Source organism: Dorea sp. 210702-DFI.3.125 (assembly GCF_020560945.1).
In the GTDB taxonomy this organism is placed as follows: Bacteria; Bacillota; Clostridia; order Lachnospirales; family Lachnospiraceae; genus Dorea; species Dorea formicigenerans.
Map to the genome: position 1 here is coordinate 1 of NZ_JAJCNF010000031.1, position 17,792 is coordinate 17,792.

Genomic DNA, 17,792 nt, shown 5'->3' on the forward strand with positions numbered 1-17,792 from the left:
GTGCGCAGTAGAAGTATGTCATGCAATTGCATGACATACTTCTACTGCGCACCTCCGCAATCCTGCCGGAGGCTATATCAGCTGATATAGTTCCTAAGTCATCTCAATATATTTTATTCTTTGGTGATGTATTTAACCATCTTAGCTAATTTAATTCTGCAATTCTAGATACTCCAACATATATTTCTGAGATTTTATACCATGTTTTATAATCAACAATTCCAGTCACTGGAAGACCGAAGATTAACTGAAATTTTCGTACAGCAGCTTCAGTGGCAGGACCGAAGATTCCATCTGCATCAATCTTAGGAATTGCTGGATAGGCATCAGATATAACAAGGAGTTGTTCCTGCATCTGGCGTACCTTGTCACCGGTGGAACCGATACTTAAGTCGTAACCTGGCCAGGACGATGGAATACCGGAAATTGCACTGGCAGTGTTAATATACATGTCATCACCGTAGTAGTAACGCAGAATTTGTATGGGAGTATAGCCTTGATCACCTAAGGTCTTTGAGCCCCACTGTGTCATCCAATTTGGACATTGAACCTGTCTTCCATCGCAATACTGTGTAAGTATCGGCTGTCTTACATTTGGTCTTGCAAGATAGTCGGCAAATAATTCATCTACGATGATTGAAATAGAATCGTAAATATTCCGTTCAGGAATCCATTTGTGGTCAAATGCAGTGGAAGATGTAATAGTAAAATCATAGCCCTGGTTCCGGTACCATTCTGTATAGACCCGATTTAATGTAAAGGACATAATTGCCAGTACATTTGCGCGAATCGTATTGGTGGGCCAGGTTGCATAGATTTCACTGGATGCCACATTTTTGATGTAATCTTTGTAACGGACATAATAATTTTTAGCGGTGGAGTCTCTCGGACTTCCATCATGAACAACGATGTATTCGGGAATAACGACCCGGCTTAAGACAATTTCACCGCTTTCGGTTAATGGTTTGATTTCTTCCTCCGGTATTTTCGCCGGGTAATTTCCATATAATGTATGTGCAGGTATCACATAAATAGAATTTTGATTTGTGTCAGGAATGAGCGGACGCATGGAAATATTCTGGATAGCTGTGACTGTGGATAGAATCTCAGCACCTGCAATCTGGATAGATTCATAGCCTGCTGCTTCCACAGAAATTGTATATTCAGAATAGGGCTGCAATTCGTTTGTTTCATCTAAGCTGTATTCAATTGGAGGTGCAGGAAGATTAATGGTGTCGGTTTGACCGGAAGAATCTGTAGTCAACTCTTCCAATGTCTCATCAGGGACTCCAGTGTATGAAATCGAAATACGTGCATTTTCAATAGGATGTGCATGAATCCTGGAAGTCAGATTTATTTTCAACTGCCCCCAATCCGGCGTGTCGGTTATATGAAAAATGCTCATAATAAAAAATACCTCATAGAAACTAGATTACTTTTATTGTATGATAGAGAAAGAAAATGTGTGAGATGTGAAGAAAGGATTATAGATGGAAAAAAAGAAGAAAAGAAGACGCCATAGAGGTTTGGGATTCCTGATTTTAGTAATGGGAGTTTTGATTGTCTGTGGAGTATATCAATACAGGGAATATGGCAATATAAAAGATGTCATGCTGAAATTAATTGGTCAGGAGCCGGTGACATATCAGCATGTTTCAGAAGAAATCGGAGGAATGGACGGTAAATTTTATTATCAGCAGCTAAGTGAAGAAGAGCAGACAGTGTATCAGGAGCTTTTGCAGGGGCTTTTGGATCATGTAGAGCAAATTTATGTGCACAGCCAGAAGCCGGAACGTGTTAATGAACTTCTTGTTTATGTGTTGAATGATTATCCGGAGATTTTCTGGAGCGATGGGACAGCTTCTTCCACAGCCTATTCTGGATTTCAGAATTATACGTCTGTGATGCCGGGATATTTGTATACGAAAGAAGAATGTGAAAAAAAGAAGACACAGATTGACATGGAGGTGTCGGAGTGTCTATCCGGTATCAGTGAAAATGCTTCGGATTATGAGAAGATTCTTTATGATTATGAGTATATTGTGAATCAGGTGGATTATGATGATGCAGCAGAAGATAACCAAAATATTTGCAGTGTATTTATTGGAAAAAAGTCAGTGTGTGCCGGTTATTCTAAAGCAATGCAGTATCTCATGGAGAAGCAGGGGCTGTTCTGCACTTATGTTACTGGGGAGGTGACAGAATCTTTCAGTGATGGTGATGGCCATAAGATCCCTCATGCATGGAATTTGGTGAAATGTGACGGCGATTATTATTATGTGGATGTGACGTGGGGAGATCCAATTTTCCAGGAGTCGGAAGAGGAGGCTGAAAATGTAATGGATGACGAAATTCGTGACAATATCAGCTACGATTATATGCTTTGTGATGATGATGAGTTGTTTCGGACTCATACGCCGGATTTGGAAGTAGAACTTCCGGATTGTACGAAGATGGATTTGAATTATTATGTAGTTAATGGAATGTATTATACAGAATATGATGGTCAGACGGCGCTTAAAGCAATGAACCAGGTGATTTCGGCGAGAGAGACGAAAGTTGTACTGAAATATTCCGATGAATCAGTTTATAAAACTGCAAAAGAAGACATTTTAAATAACGAGGTGAAGCGTGCTGCACAGAATCTGGCGCAGTGGTATCATTTGACAGAAGTCTCCTACAGTTACATAGATGACAAAAAAATGAATAAAATTACAATTTTCTGGAAATATTCTTAAAAAAAGAATTGAAATATATCTCATCCTAAATGCTAAAAATATCAACCGGATTTTAAACGAAAAAGTATGGATAAAACCAATATAACAGGCATATTGACGAAAAAAGCAATTTTTTGACGTAAAATAAAACACATTAAAATTAGCGGCTATTTTAATGATTTTGTCGAAAGTAGATAAAAAACTGTAAAAAAAATACTTTTTTGGGTTGAAAAAGGATAATAAGTATAGTATACTTTTAACAATTTGGGAAGCTTTAGAGCAGACTAGAAGTAACAGAAAGGATAAGGGTGAATATATGAAAGCATTTCTAATTCTAGAAGACGGGACAGTCTTTGCGGGAAAAAGTATCGGGGCGACGAGGGATATGATCAGTGAGATTGTTTTTAATACGTCAATGACCGGTTATCTGGAGGTGCTGACAGACCCTTCATATGCCGGACAGGCCGTTGTGATGACTTATCCACTGATAGGAAACTATGGAATCACACCAGATATGGAGTCAAAGAAAGCATGGCCGGACGGATATATTGTAAGAGAATTATCCAGAATGCCAAGTAATTTTAGATGCAACGGTACAATTCAGGATTTCCTTGCTGCACAGGACATTCCAGGAATTGAAGGCGTGGATACAAGAGCATTGACGAAGATTCTCAGGGAAAAGGGAACCATGAATGGTATGATTACTACAAATGAGAATTATAATTTAGATGAAATCATTCCAAAACTTAAGGCGTACACCGTTGGAGATGTTGTATCAAAGGTGACCTGCGATGAGAAACATGTTTTTCCAGGAGAAAAATTTAAAGTGGCACTTATGGATTTTGGAGCAAAGAATAATATTTCAAAATCTTTAATTCAAAGAGGCTGTGAAGTGACTGTCTATCCGGCAGACACAAAAGCAGAAGAAATCATAAAATCTAATCCGGACGGAATCATGTTATCCAATGGTCCTGGAGATCCGGAAACTTGTGTTTCTATTATAGAAGAGATCCGAAAATTATCAGAGACAGACATTCCAATATTTGCAATTTGTCTGGGACATCAGTTGATGGCTCTTGCATATGGTGCAAAGACATATAAATTAAAATATGGTCACAGAGGTGGCAATCACCCTGTAAAAGATCTGTCTACGGGACGCGTTTACATTTCCTCGCAGAATCACGGATATGCGGTTGATTATAATACTATGGATAAGAATGTTGCAGAAGAAGCATTTATCAATGTCAATGATGGAACAAACGAAGGATTGAATTACATAGGCAAGAAGATATACACTGTACAGTTCCACCCGGAAGCATGCCCGGGGCCACAGGATTCTACATTCCTGTTTGACAGATTTATTGAGATGATGAAGGGGGACAAATAAGATGCCAAGAAATAAAGAAATTAAGAAAGTACTTGTAATTGGATCTGGTCCTATCGTCATTGGTCAGGCAGCAGAGTTTGACTATGCGGGTACACAGGCATGTCGTTCATTGAAAGAAGAAGGACTGGAAGTTGTGCTGTTGAATTCAAATCCTGCGACTATTATGACGGACAAGGATATTGCTGATAAAGTATACATAGAGCCATTGACGGTAGAAGTTGTTGAACAGCTTATTATGAAAGAGAAGCCAGACAGTGTCCTGCCGACTCTGGGAGGACAGGCAGCGCTGAATCTTGCTATGGAATTGGAAGAGCGGGGGTTTTTCAAAGAACATAATGTCCGCTTGATCGGAACAACAGCTCAGACAATTAAGAAGGCAGAGGATCGTCTGGAATTTAAATCAACAATGGAAAAAATTGGCGAACCATGTGCAGCATCACTTGTAGTTGAGAGCGTAGAGGACGGAATCGAATTTGCAGAAAAGATTGGATATCCGGTCGTTCTTCGTCCGGCATACACTCTTGGCGGAAGCGGTGGTGGAATTGCACATGACAGACGTCAGCTTGTAGAGATTCTTGAAAATGGGCTTCGTCTTTCCCGTGTGGGTCAGGTACTTGTTGAACGTTGTATCGCAGGATGGAAAGAGATTGAATATGAGGTAATGCGTGATGCAGCAGGAAATTGTATCACGGTTTGTAATATGGAAAATATTGATCCGGTTGGTGTACATACCGGAGACAGTATTGTTGTAGCACCGTCTCAGACGCTGGGCGATAAAGAATATCAGATGCTCCGTACATCAGCCCTCAATATCATTAGTGAGCTTAATATTACAGGAGGCTGCAACGTACAGTATGCCCTGAATCCGGAATCATTTGAATATTGTGTTATTGAAGTAAATCCACGTGTCAGCCGTTCTTCTGCGCTCGCATCAAAAGCTACGGGTTATCCAATTGCAAAAGTAGCAGCAAAGATTGCGCTTGGATATACACTTGATGAGATTAAAAATGCAGTTACAAAGAAGACATATGCAAGTTTTGAACCGATGCTTGATTATTGTGTTGTTAAGATTCCGAGACTTCCATTTGATAAATTTATCAGTGCAAAACGTACGCTGACTACACAGATGAAGGCGACCGGAGAGGTCATGAGTATTTGTGATAATTTTGAGGGAGCGCTTATGAAAGCAATCCGATCTCTGGAACAGCATGTGGACAGTCTTATGTCCTATGATTTCAGTCATCTTTCCAGAGAAGAACTGATGAACGCATTGGACGTAGTAGATGATCAGAGAATCTGGAAGATTGCAGAGGCAGTTAGAAGAGGAATTCCTTATACAGAAATACATAAGATTACAAAGATTGATATTTGGTTTATCGATAAGATTGCAAACCTGGTAGAGATGGAGCAGTCTCTGCGTGCATGCGCGCCAAGAGTAGCATCCGGACGTGGTGGAATTGAAAAGGAATTATTAAAAGAAGCAAAACGCCTGGAGTTCCCGGACGAGGTTATCGCAAGACTGACAGGTCTTACAGAAAGACAGGTGCATGATCTTAGAATGGTATACGGTATTACCGCATCTTACAAAATGGTAGATACCTGTGCCGCTGAGTTTGCGGCAGAAACACCGTATTATTACTCTGTATTTGGAAGTGAAAATGAAGTAGAAGAGACTTCCGGTAAGAAAAAGGTTCTTGTCCTTGGTTCTGGTCCAATCCGTATCGGACAGGGAATCGAGTTCGATTTCTGTTCCGTACACTGTACATGGGCATTTGCAAAAGAGGGATACGAGACAATTATCATCAATAATAACCCGGAGACAGTCAGCACGGACTTCGATATTGCCGATAAGCTTTATTTCGAGCCGCTGACACCGGAAGATGTAGAGAGCATTGTAGACCTGGAGAAGCCGGACGGAGCAGTTGTTCAGTTCGGTGGTCAGACAGCAATTAAATTGACAGAAGCATTGATGAAAATGGGAGTGCCGATTCTTGGTACAAAGGCAGAAGATGTAGATGCAGCCGAAGACCGCGAATTATTTGATGAAATTCTGGAAAAATGTCAAATTCCAAGACCGACTGGTGGAACTGTATTTACAGCTGAGGAGGCAAAGACTGTTGCGAACAGACTCGGCTATCCGGTACTGGTAAGACCGTCCTATGTGCTTGGCGGACAAGGTATGCAAATTGCTATTAACGATAATGATATCGAGGAATTTATCGGAATCATCAATCAGATTGCGCAGGATCACCCGATTCTGGTAGACAAATATTTACAGGGAAAAGAGATTGAGGTCGATGCCGTATGTGACGGAGAAGATATCCTGATTCCAGGTATCATGGAGCATATTGAGCGTGCGGGTATCCATTCCGGAGATAGTATCTCTGTATATCCTGCAAAGAGTATTTCGGATAAGACAAAACGTACTATTGAAGAATATACAAGACGACTTGCAAAATCCCTGCATGTCATCGGACTGATTAATATTCAGTTCATTGTGTGTGGTGAAGAGGTTTATGTTATCGAGGTAAACCCAAGATCCAGCCGTACGGTACCATACATTAGTAAAGTAACTGGAATTCCAATTGTTCCACTGGCAACAAAAGTGATTATCGGTCACAAGATCAAAGAACTTGGATATACACCGGGACTACAGCCGGAGGCAGATTACTATGCAGTTAAAATGCCGGTATTCTCTTTCGAGAAGATCCGTGATGCAGATATCAGCCTTGGACCAGAAATGAAGTCTACAGGAGAGTGCCTTGGAATTGCCAAGACATTTGACGAGGCGCTATATAAAGCATTCTTAGGTGCAGGAATCAAACTTCCGAAATTTAGCAATATGATTATGACTGTCCGTGATGAGGATAAGGATGAGGCTGTAGAAATCGGTAAACGTTTTGAAAAGATCGGATACAAGATTTTTGCGACAAAAGGAACAGCAGAAGCACTTACAGAAGCAGGTGTGAAAGCAATTGCAGTCAACAAGATTGAACAGAGCACACCGAACCTCATGGATCTGATCCTTGGACATAAGATAGATCTTGTTATTGATACTCCGCCACAGGGAGCAGAACACTCCAAAGACGGTTTCGTAATTCGAAGAAGTGCAATTGAGACGGGTGTCAATGTCCTGACAGCTATCGATACAGCAAAAGCACTGATCACCAGTCTGGAGAATACAGATATTCAGAAACTGACACTGGTGGACATTGCAAAGATTCAGGCAGTATAGGCATTCTTGAAAGTAGAAAATATCATGAGATGAGGGTGGTATTGAAAAAGGCAGCCATGGCGCACAAAATGTGTCGTGGCTGTCTTTTTATAAAGTAAAGCAATCTCTGAGAATGTAAGATAATTAAAGAGTGCGGTCAGTTTAGCGGTGTGTTATAATTGGAATCAGAAAATCAGTTGTTTTAGAACATAATTGATAATATTATATAATGACTGGAAGAGGTACATGACATGGAAAAAAGAATTAGCGGAACAACGACATTATTAGCACTGATTGGTTCTCCGGTGGGACATTCCGGTTCTCCGGCAATGCACAATTACAGCTTTGAAAAATTAGGACTTGATTATGCCTACATGGCATTTGAGATAAAAGAAGATCAGGTAGGAGAATTTCTGGATGCGGCGAGACTTCTTAAGATCCGCGGTTTTAATGTGACGATGCCATGCAAGATGGAAGTTGCAAGACAGGTCGATGAGTTGTCTCCGGCAGCGCAGATCATGGGCGCTTCCAATACGGTAGTGAATGAAAATGGAAAACTAATTGGGCACAATACAGACGGAGTCGGATTTGTGAAAAATCTTGCAGAACACGGCGTCTCTGTAAAAGATAAGACAATTACACTTATGGGCGGTGGTGGAGCCGGAACTGCAATTTTTGTACAGCTTGCACTGGACGGAGCTTCCAAGATTCATGTGTTTAACCGAAAGGGAGCAAACTTCGAAAAGCTTGAGAAGATTGCGAAGAAAATATTAGAATTTGCACCAGAGTGCAAGATACAGATCTGTGATATGGCAGATAAAAAAGCATTGTATAAGAGTATCGGAGAAAGTGATATTCTTGTAAATGCAACAAATGTGGGCATGAAACCGAATGAGAAAGGGACGATGATCCAGGACACTTCTGTATATAGGGAAGATTTGGTCGTTGCGGAGATTATTTATAATCCGAAGGAGACACGTATGATGCGCGAGGCGAAAGAAGCCGGTGTGAAATGCGTGGTCGGTGGAAAAGGTATGCTCCTGTGGCAGGGGGCAGAGGCGTTTCATTTGTTTACAGGCCAGGAAATGCCGGTGGAAGACGTGAAAGCAAAATTCTTTGCGGAGTAGAGAATAAAAGAAAGATTTATATCAGCTGGGAGATTTGGACTTAACATGGAACCTTAAATTTTTGTAAGATTTGAGGAGAACTATACACAAATCGAAAAAAATCAGTTACACTATTGCCAAACGGGTGACTTAGGAGGATGTATGTATAAAATCTTAATTATAGAAGACGACCGGACGATTGCAAATGTGCTGGCGGAGCATTTAAGAACATGGGATTATGAGGTGCATTGTGTGACGAATTTTAAGAATGTGATGGAAGATTTCCGGGAGTATGAGCCGCAGCTTGTGCTCCTGGATATTGTATTGCCATTGTTTAATGGGTTCCACTGGTGCCAGGAGATCCGCAAGATTTCAAAGGTACCGATTATCTTCTTATCATCGGCAAATGATAATATGAATATTGTTATGGCCATGAATATGGGCGGAGATGAATTTGTGGAGAAACCATTTGACCTTAGCGTAGTGACGGCGAAGGTGCAGGCGGTGCTTCGGCGAGCTTATGCATTCCGTGGGACGATGGACGTACTTGAGCATGCAGGAGTGATGCTAAATGTTAATGATGCGACAGTGACCTGTGGGAGTCAGTCGGTGGAGCTTACGAAAAATGAATTCCGGATTCTGAAGCTTCTGATGGAGAATTCAGGACGGATTGTTTCAAGGGAAAATCTGATTACGAGGTTGTGGGAGAGTGATGAGTTCATTGACGATAATACATTGACAGTGAATGTGGCGAGGCTTAGAAAGAAATTGGAAGAAATCGGAGCAGAAAATTGGATTCAGACGAAGAAAGGAATTGGGTATATTGTGGAATGATAAAGCTGCTGGGGAGTTTTTTGAAAGAAAAAAGAGGCGATATCTGCCTGTATATTGGATTCATTGGTGTGTTTTATGTCATTTTCAGCCTGAGCAACTTGCCAGTTGATGCGGTGAACTATGCATTTTTTCTTTCCGCAATCTGGCTGCTTGGATATGGAATTTTCAAATTTAACCAATATTATAAGAAGGGTGTGGCAGTCATTGAGGCAAAGCAGCGTTTGGAAGAGGTGACGGAAAATCTTCCGGCGACAAGGTCATATATCGAGTTAGAGTATCAGGCAATTATTCAAAATATGTATAAGAAAATGTCTGATCTGCAATCAGCGGAGCGGATTGGGCGCCAGGAAATGAAAGATTATTACAGTATGTGGGCGCATCAGATCAAGACACCGATTGCTGCCATGAAAGTGCTTGCGCAGGCAGCCGGCGACACGGAAGATGCCAGAACTTATGAGCTTTTGCAGGATATGCAGACAGAACTTTTTAAGACAGAACAGTATGTGGAAATGGTTCTGACTTATGTGCGTATGGAGGACATGTCGGGAGATCTTATGCTGAAGGAATATGCTTTGGACAATCTGGTAAAACAGGCACTTAAGAAGTATTCCCGTATGTTTGCCATGCAGAAATTGGCATTACATTATGAAGCACTTCGGGTAATCGTTACGACAGATGAAAAATGGCTCGTTTTTGTACTGGAGCAGATTTTGTCCAATGCATTGAAATACACAGTCGAAGGAAGCATTTCTATTTATATGGAAGATGATTGGCTTGTAATTGAGGACACAGGCATCGGTATATGCTCAGAAGACTTGCCGCGTATTTTCGAAAAGGGATTTACCGGGTATAATGGAAGAAGTGATAAGAAATCTACAGGCATCGGTCTTTACTTATGTAAGCAGATTATAGAGAAGCTCCGTTGCCAGATCCGAGTAGAATCTAAGTTGGGAAAAGGAACACGGGTGTTATTGTATCTGATGAAAGAAAATTTACAGGTAGAGTAAATAGTGACAAGATTGTAAGATTAGCAGGGGGAAATGTAACCAAAATCAATGGAAATGCATTTCTCCTTTTTTTATAATTGATTGTGTAAAGAAGTTAAAAAAATCGTGTGAAAGACATGTCCGCAGGATTTTGAAAGCAGTTTTTATACAATGAAAAAGAAGGAGAAATTGATATGGCGTTATTGGAAGTGAAAAATGTAAAGAAAATATATACGACTCGTTTTGGGGGCAATAAAGTAGAGGCACTTCGTGATGTGAATTTTTCAGTAGAGCCGGGAGAATATGTGGCAATCATGGGAGAGTCTGGTTCTGGTAAAAGTACCCTGTTAAATATTCTGGCACAGCTTGACTGCCCGACAAGTGGCAAGGTCATTTTAAAGGGAAGAGATTTAAGTACGATTAAGGAAAAGGAAATGTCTGCATTTCGTCGTCAGAATCTTGGATTTGTATTTCAGGATTTTCATTTGTTAGATACATTTACACTGAAAGATAACATTTTTCTGCCACTGGTTCTGTCCGGAAGAAGATATGAAGAAATGGAACAGCGCCTTGCGCCGATCGCGAGGCATCTTGGTATTGAAAAAATTCTGGAAAAGTACCCGTACGAAGTGTCTGGTGGACAGAAGCAACGTGTGGCAGTGGCAAGAGCGCTGATTATCAAGCCGCAGATCGTTCTGGCAGATGAGCCGACCGGAGCACTGGATTCCAAGGCAGCGCAGGAACTTCTTCGCTTGTTTTCTTCTGTGAACCATGATGGACAGACAATTCTCATGGTCACTCACAGTGTGAAAGCTGCCAGTAGTGCAAATCGCGTGATGTTCATTAAAGATGGTGAGGTATTCCATCAGTTGTACCGTGGCAATCTGACTGATGAACAGATGTATCAGAAAATTTCCGACACACTGACTGTTCTCGAAGCAGGAGGTGAGCGCGTTGAGTAGCAAAATCTATGGAAAACTTGCAATCACCAATCTGAAAAACAATCGTAAGACGTATGTTCCATACATTTTAATGGCAGTACTTTCTGTTATGATGTACTACATTGTTGGTGGTATGGCACAGGGAAATAACGGGCTAAGTAAAAATGTGAAATTGATTATGGGCTATATGAATGGACTGCTGATGATCTTTTCTGTAATTTTTCTATTCTATACGAACAGTTTCCTGATTAAGCGAAGAAAGCGGGAAATCGGGATTTACAATATTCTTGGTATGGGAAAAGGACATATTGCAAAAATGCTTGCGATTGAGGCGGTGATTACTGCATTTATCAGTATTTTCGGTGGTATACTCTTAGGTATTGTATTTGGAAAGCTGATGTATCTTGTACTTGGAAAACTTTTACATTATGATATCAGTGTGAAAGTTACGGTAGAGATTCCGGTGCTGGAGAAGACCTTTGTATTTTTTATGGCAATTTTCGTACTGATTCTTCTTTATAATTTGCTTCAGATCCGCATAGTCAGTCCGGTAGAGCTTCTGCATGGGAGCAATCAAGGAGAGCGTGAGCCAAAGACAAAGTGGCTTCTGGCGATTGTGGGAGCGATTTTGCTTGGAACCGGATATTACATTGCACAAACGACCGGAAATCCACTGGATGCGATGACAAAATTTTTCTTCGCAGTTGTCTGCGTTGTGCTCGGAACTTATGGTCTGTTTATTGCAGGAAGTATCGCAGTCCTGAAAATGTTAAAGAAAAACAAAAAATATTATTACCAGGCAAAACATTTTACGGCAGTATCCGGCATGGTTTACCGCATGAAACAAAACGCAGTGGGGCTCGCAAACATTTGCATCTTAAGTACGATGGTACTGATTATGGTATCCACTACCGTTTGCCTTTATGTGGGTATGAATGACATTATCAGCGTCAGATATCCACGAGAGTGCGAGGTGAGCATTTACAGAACAAATGCACAGACAGAAGAAAAAGTGCATACAATCATTGAGGAAATTATAAGAAAAAATAATACGAAGGCGGAAAATGAACGTATTTATCATTTGGGAGAACTGACCGGTTATCTGGATGGAAATAAGATGATTCTGGATCCTGATAAATATTATTCAGACAAAACGTCCAGTTCAGTTGTGCTGATTCCACTTGCAGACTATAACCGTCTGGAAGAAAAAAATGAGACATTAAATGATGGAGAAGTACTTCTTTTTTCTACTCAGACAAAAAGTTACGGACAGAATGAAATTTATTTAGATGATACAAAATTTAATATAAAAAAAGAATTGGACAAATCTCAATTAGACGAGAAAAATAACGATAAAGATATTCCAATTACTTACATGATTATGAAAGACGAAGAACAGATTCTGAATATTTTAAAACAGACTTATGAAAAAAGTACACAGAATGATGAAACAAAAGCAAGCCTGATGGCAATGACTTATTATGAGGCTTTCGATATGAAAGGTTCCAGCGAATTAAAAAAGAACGTAGAACAACAGATCAGAACAGCACTGAGTGAGCAAGTTCCAGAAACTTTCTGCTCCTGTAGCGGAAGACAAATTAACAAAGACTCCTTTTACGAATTGTATGGCAGCCTCTTCTTCATGGGCATGTATCTCGGCTTCATGTTCCTCATGGTAACAGTACTCATTATTTACTACAAACAGATTTCCGAAGGTTACGACGACAAAGACCGTTACAAGATTATGCAGCAAGTTGGCATGGATAAACAAGAAGTAAAAAAATCCATTCGAAGCCAGGTGCTAATGATCTTCTTCCTGCCGCTTATTATGGCAATCATTCATGTGGCAGCAGCCTTCAAAGTCATTACAAAACTACTGGCAATGTTTTCCATGACAAACATCACATTATTTATTGAATGTACAATAGCAACAATTATAGTCTTTGCAGTGATTTATTCTATTGTATTTATGGTGACAGAACGCGAATATTATAGAATAGTAAAATAGTTTAGAAAAAGAAACAATTCAAAAAGGGACAGGTTAAAGTTCAATTGGGGACGGGGTTTTTTCAAAAAAACCCCGTCCCCAATTGAATTGTATTAGAATTGTTCCAACAATTTTAATAGATGTGTATTATCTTCTGGATTCATTATGCAGAACCGGATATATTCGCCATCTAAACTTTTGAATGATGAGCAGTCACGGATCATCATTCTTTCTTTTATGGCTGCCTCGAAAATATCAAATGAAGTTAAGCTTTCTTTTAAGATGCGTACAAGTATGAAGTTGGCATAAGGCTTGTATGCTTTGAAAGCCGGCATGTTTTGTATAGCCATGTACATGCGGTCGCGTTCGGAGCAGATAAGCTGTCTTGTTGTTTGTTGGTAGGTGTTGTCTTTGAACATGCGCTCACCGGCATAGGCTGCGACGCTGTTTAAGCTCCACGGGTTCTGGTGAATAAGCAGTGCTTCTAAAAATTCATGATTGCTTGTGATACCGTAGCCGAAGCGTAGTCCCGGTGCTGCGTAGAATTTGGATACACCGCGGATGACCATTACATTATCGAATTCATCAGTCAGTGGAATGGCAGTAATTTCGGCTACGTCCGGAGCAAATTCTACATAAGTTTCGTCTATCATGACGAAGATATTACGTTCTTTACAGAAGGTTAAAATCTGTTTCATATCGTGATTTTTAATCGCTGATGATGTCGGGTTATTCGGATTGCACAGAATCAGCAGGTCGACATCATCTGCCATAGAGGCAAAGAAGTCTTGCATATCTAACTGGAAATTTAAATCTTCTTTCAGGTTATATTCAGTGATCGTTCCACCGGTGAGGGCAAGCTCGCGTTCATACTCAGAATAAGTTGGTCCTACAACAAGTGCTTTTTTTGCCTGTCTCTGACTGATGAGCAGAGAAATTAATTCTGTTGATCCATTTCCTACAACAATATGTTTAGGGGAAATGTGACAGTATTCTCCGATAGTTTTCTTAAGTGAAGTGTAGTTCCGGTCCGGGTAGGAGGAAATAATATCCAGATGCCCTGCCAGATCATTTTTTACAGATTCGGACAGTCCAAGAGGGTTCACGTTGGCACCGAATTTAATGATGCCTGGAATTTCGGATGCCGGAATGTGGTAATATGCAGCGATTTTTTCCAGATCACTGCCGTGAAATTCAGGTCTTTGATTCTTTTTATCCATAAATACTCTAAATACTCCTTTCATGGTATTGCCATTCAGGACAAAACAATGCTATAATTCATTATAGTATGTTTTCAGAAAAATGCAACGAAAGAAGCAGGTGTAGGACTTGAAAAACAAAATCCAGAAATTTTCGAAAGGGAACTTCCGGACCGGTCGTCCAGAAGTTATATTTGAAGAAACGAATCTGGTTCTGATAATCGGTGAAGGGGAAGTATACCGGGGGAGTTTCATAATTAAAAGTGAGAATGAACATGTGATACGGGGCTTAGTTTACCCGTCTTCTTTTCGTGTTAAGCTCAAGGATTCCGGATTTGAAGGAAATCCGGCAAGAGTGGAATTCACATATGACGGGCGTGGTTTAAAACCAGGACACGTAGAAGAAGGTAAATTCACAGTTGTATGTACCGGTGGAGAATATGAACTGTCATTTACGGCAATCATAGAGAAACCTTACGTGATGACCACCTATGGCAAGGTACAGAGTACAGATGATTTCAGAAAGCTGGCAGTAAAAGATTATTCTGAGGCGGCAAGACTATTCCGCTCCAGAGATTTTTATGCCATTTTAAAATATGAGAATGAACGTATCTTTTATCTCTATGATAATATGCGCAAATGGTCACTGGAAGAGCAGGCAATGGAAGAATTTCTTGTAGGAATTAAGCAGAAGGAATGTATTTTCCTGACACTTCCTGGAGAAGGAATGCTCTTTGAGGATATTTTGGAGTCTACAAAAGGTGTTGTGACTCTGATGAAAAATACATGGGGTTATGTGCCAATCCACATTGAGACGGAGGGACGTTTCTTAAAGGTGTCCAGACAGGAGATTTCTACAGAAGACTTTGTAGGTAACAACTATGAAGTTGAATACTTTGTACGCCCGGAATTCCTTCATGTAGGGCGTAATTACGGCGTAATCCGTTTCCAGACTCCATATGAGACGTTGAGCTATGAAGTAGAAGTGCTGCAGAATCAGGAATATGATGAGAATCACCATGTGCCGGAGCTTTTGATTGCTCAGATATTGAAAGAATATATCGGATTTGTGGCCGGCCGGATTGACTTGAAGACATGGGTGGACAGCGCAGTGGAAAAAATGACTGCGGTTCGAAGAATTGAGACGCAGAGCGAATTATATCAACTTGTGCAGGCACATATTTACATGCTGGGTGACCGTATCGAAGACGCAAAATGGATTCTTGAAAATTACAATTATAATCGTTTTGCCATTGGTAAAGACCCGATCACGAATTGTTATTATCTCTTTCTGACAGCTCAGATCCGGGATAATAAAGCGCATACAGACCGTGTGCTGGATGAATTGGAGAAGACGTATATCCGGCATCAGGATTCATGGCTTCTGCTCTATATGATCATCCAGATGGATCCAAAGTACAAGAATCCATATAAGAAACTGGAAGTTCTGGAACAGCAGTATGAGTATGGGACAGAGGACGTGTTATTTTATCTGGAGGCATATCTGTGCTACAAGGAGAAGCCGATTCTTCTTCGAAAACTTGGAGAATTTGAACTTCTGGTACTGACATTTGCATCAAAATACCGTCTTATGACGAAGGAACTGGCCCTTTATGTAGCGAATTTTGCCAGCCAGCAGAAGACATTTAATGAACGGGTTTATCGGATTTTAAAGCGTCTCTATAATATGTACGAAGAGCCGATGATTCTGAATACAATCTGCACTCTTCTGATCAAAGGAAATAAGACATCATCGGAATATTTTCCATGGTATCAGAAAGCAGTGGAGGAAGATTTTCGGATTGCCAGACTTTATGAGTATTATATGATTGCCATGGACGAGACACGTATGCGCGGACCGCTTCCACGGAAAATTTATTTGTATTTTATGCATGGTAATACACTGGATTACCGGAAAGAAGCATTTTTATATGCAAATCTTCTGACTTACAGTGATGATCAGGCAATGTTCTTAAATTACCGTGAGCAGATTGTGACATTTACATGGGAGCAGCTCATGAAACGCCATATTACAGAGGCATTGAAGATTCTTTATAAACGTTTCTGCCTGCCAGAGGAAATGGACGAGAAACGAATGAAAGCTATGAGAGATATTTGCTATTCTTATGAGGTTTCCACGAAAGTGCCACATATGCGCTGCGTTCTTGTCATTGAAAAAGATGGTGCCGTCAGGCAACGTATCCCGTATGACGAAGAGACCGGTGCAATCATTCAGCTCTACGATAAAGAATCCCGAATTGTGTGGGAGTCCATGGATGGCAGATATTACACAGATTCTATTGCTTACGAGACAAAACGGTTATTTTACGAACCGAGATTCATGGAAATGTGTAAGAAATATGAGGACGAGGCCGGTATGTGGAAGAAGACTGGCGAGGTCGTGGAAGTGACTTTTGACACGTTACGGGAAAGTGGACTGACCGGTGCAGATGAGAGAAAGGTCTTTCGCCTTTGCAGCGAAAAAATCCGCGAGGAAGATCCGGGAGAAGATGCATTTCTCCTTTATCTGACATTTGAAATGTTCAAGAAACAGCAATATGATAAGGCGACGCTGACATATCTGGGTGAATATTTCTGTGGTGCAACAAGAGATATGAAACGTCTTTGGGAAGTTATGCGTGAATATGAGATTCCGTCCTATAAAGTAGCAGAGCGTATTATTACGCAGATGCTGTTCTCGGAAAATATTTTTGATGAAGAGAAAATTTTCGAAGATTATTATCTGTCTGACACAGCATATTTCCGGCTGAAACAGGCATATCTTGCATTTGTTTCCAGAGAGTATATTCTCTATGGAAGAGAACTTGAAACATGTGTATTTCATATTATTGCCAGAGAATGTGACCAGAAAGAAGAACTTCCGGATGTCTGCAAAGTGGCACTTTTATGTTATTATGCGGGCAGTGATTACCCGGCAGACATAGAAGCCGTCCTGCATCAGCTCTTACGGGAAATGTGTGAAAAACAGATTATTTTTCCAGCGTACATGAAATACAAGGAAGAGTGGCTTCGTGAAGTGCAGCTTTATGATAAGACTATAGTTTCTTATCAGGCAAAAGAAGGAAGTAAAGTAAAATTGTTCTATAAAATCAAGGGTTCCGGTAAGAAAACACTTGGTTATCATTCAGAGATGCTTGTTCCGGTATTTGAGAATCTGTATGTGAAACAGTTTGTACTCTATGCAGATGAGGAACTGGATTATTATATCCAGGAGTCTGATGGAAAAGAGAGCACAAATACAGAAAAGCAGATCATCAGAAATGATCATGCAATTTTAGCTGGGCGTTTCGGAAGAATCAACGCCATGGTCCAGATGACACCGGCAAACCGTAACAAGGCTATGATGGAGTATGAAGAAGAGGATATACTTGCAAAAAAAATGTTCAAACTTTATGAATAA

Annotated in this window: 11 protein-coding genes; 9 read left to right on the forward strand and 2 right to left on the reverse strand. The window is 40.5% G+C overall.

What is annotated here, in order from left to right:
* Positions 1-145: 145 nt before the first annotated feature.
* Positions 146-1,405, reverse strand: a complete 1,260-nt coding sequence (locus tag LI164_RS12960; RefSeq protein ID WP_005331288.1) for a peptidoglycan-binding protein — start codon at positions 1,403-1,405, stop codon at positions 146-148.
* An 85-nt stretch (positions 1,406-1,490) separates the two neighbouring features.
* On the opposite strand from LI164_RS12960, the gene LI164_RS12965 reads away from it, so the two are divergent.
* From LI164_RS12965 to LI164_RS13000, 8 genes are all read left to right on the forward strand, one after another.
* Positions 1,491-2,738, forward strand: coding sequence for a transglutaminase domain-containing protein (locus LI164_RS12965; RefSeq protein ID WP_227087249.1), 1,248 nt, complete (start codon positions 1,491-1,493; stop codon positions 2,736-2,738).
* A gap of 295 nt (positions 2,739-3,033) precedes the next feature.
* Positions 3,034-4,104, forward strand: a complete 1,071-nt coding sequence (locus LI164_RS12970) for a carbamoyl phosphate synthase small subunit (RefSeq protein ID WP_227087250.1) — start codon at positions 3,034-3,036, stop codon at positions 4,102-4,104.
* A 1-nt stretch (position 4,105) separates the two neighbouring features.
* Positions 4,106-7,339 carry a carbamoyl-phosphate synthase large subunit gene (gene carB, locus LI164_RS12975; RefSeq protein WP_117495138.1) on the forward strand — a complete coding sequence of 1,078 codons (3,234 nt, stop codon included), beginning with the start codon at positions 4,106-4,108 and terminating at the stop codon, positions 7,337-7,339.
* Positions 7,340-7,569: 230 nt separating this feature from the next.
* On the forward strand, positions 7,570-8,445 hold the full coding sequence (gene aroE, locus LI164_RS12980; protein WP_227087251.1) for a shikimate dehydrogenase: 876 nt from the start codon (positions 7,570-7,572) through the stop codon (positions 8,443-8,445).
* Between the two features lie 141 nt (positions 8,446-8,586).
* Complete coding sequence (locus LI164_RS12985; RefSeq protein WP_227087252.1) at positions 8,587-9,258, forward strand: response regulator transcription factor; 672 nt, start codon at positions 8,587-8,589, stop codon at positions 9,256-9,258.
* Entirely contained in the window at positions 9,255-10,265 is a 1,011-nt protein-coding gene (locus tag LI164_RS12990) for a sensor histidine kinase (protein ID WP_227087254.1), read from the forward strand. The genes LI164_RS12985 and LI164_RS12990 overlap by 4 nt, the downstream gene beginning before the upstream one ends.
* Before the next feature lie 173 nt (positions 10,266-10,438).
* Positions 10,439-11,206: an ABC transporter ATP-binding protein gene (locus LI164_RS12995; RefSeq protein ID WP_005331274.1), complete on the forward strand. Its 768-nt coding sequence runs from the start codon at positions 10,439-10,441 to the stop codon at positions 11,204-11,206.
* The gene (locus LI164_RS13000) at positions 11,190-13,193 is read left to right on the forward strand and encodes an FtsX-like permease family protein (protein ID WP_227087253.1); all 2,004 of its coding nucleotides are present in this window, start codon (positions 11,190-11,192) and stop codon (positions 13,191-13,193) included. The genes LI164_RS12995 and LI164_RS13000 overlap by 17 nt, the downstream gene beginning before the upstream one ends.
* A gap of 92 nt (positions 13,194-13,285) precedes the next feature.
* Here LI164_RS13000 and LI164_RS13005 read toward each other — a convergent pair whose 3' ends face one another.
* The gene (locus tag LI164_RS13005; protein WP_117607069.1) at positions 13,286-14,392 is read right to left on the reverse strand and encodes a histidinol-phosphate transaminase; all 1,107 of its coding nucleotides are present in this window, start codon (positions 14,390-14,392) and stop codon (positions 13,286-13,288) included.
* Between the two features lie 109 nt (positions 14,393-14,501).
* Here LI164_RS13005 and LI164_RS13010 point away from each other — a divergent pair, with 109 nt between their 5' ends.
* On the forward strand, positions 14,502-17,792 hold the full coding sequence (locus tag LI164_RS13010) for a DUF5717 family protein (protein ID WP_117607068.1): 3,291 nt from the start codon (positions 14,502-14,504) through the stop codon (positions 17,790-17,792).